Annotated in this window: 1 protein-coding gene; it reads left to right on the top strand. The window is 69.7% G+C overall.

Annotated elements, in window-relative coordinates:
* Nucleotides 1-25: 25 nt before the first annotated feature.
* Nucleotides 26-419: C39 family peptidase (locus RM555_RS30880; protein WP_311415008.1), on the top strand; the 394-nt coding region annotated here is incomplete at its 3' end.

The raw sequence follows: 419 nt of genomic DNA, 5'->3' as shown, positions 1-419 counted from the left end.
CCCCCGATCGAAAGGTGCTGCCATCATGCGTACCGACATCCTGCGTAAGACCGCCCTGACCGCTGCCGGGCTCGCCTTCACCGGCGGCGCCATCGCCGGCCCCGTCACCACCGCCCTCGCCGCCCCCGCCGAGGCCAAGCCCGCCACCGTCGCCCAGGACCGCAAGGGTGGCGAGCGCGAACTCGGCGTGCGCTACGAGGCACAGCCCAACTTCTACTACTGCGGCCCCGCCGCCGCCCGCAACGCCCTCAGCGTGCAGGGCAAGAACATCGACGTCGACGGCATGGCCCAGCGCATGGGCACCACCGAAGCCGGCACCAACTCCATCAACGACATCACCCCCGTGCTGAACAAGGAAACCGGCAAGGACGCCTACCAGTCCGTCGAGATCCCCGGCGCCAAGGCCGACGACAAGCAGA

The sequence above is a fragment of the Micromonospora reichwaldensis genome, assembly GCF_031845925.1.
Taxonomy (GTDB): Bacteria; Actinomycetota; Actinomycetes; order Mycobacteriales; family Micromonosporaceae; genus Micromonospora; species Micromonospora reichwaldensis.
Note: the sequence above shows the minus strand (reverse complement) of the source record. Positions and strands in the feature narration are given on the sequence as shown.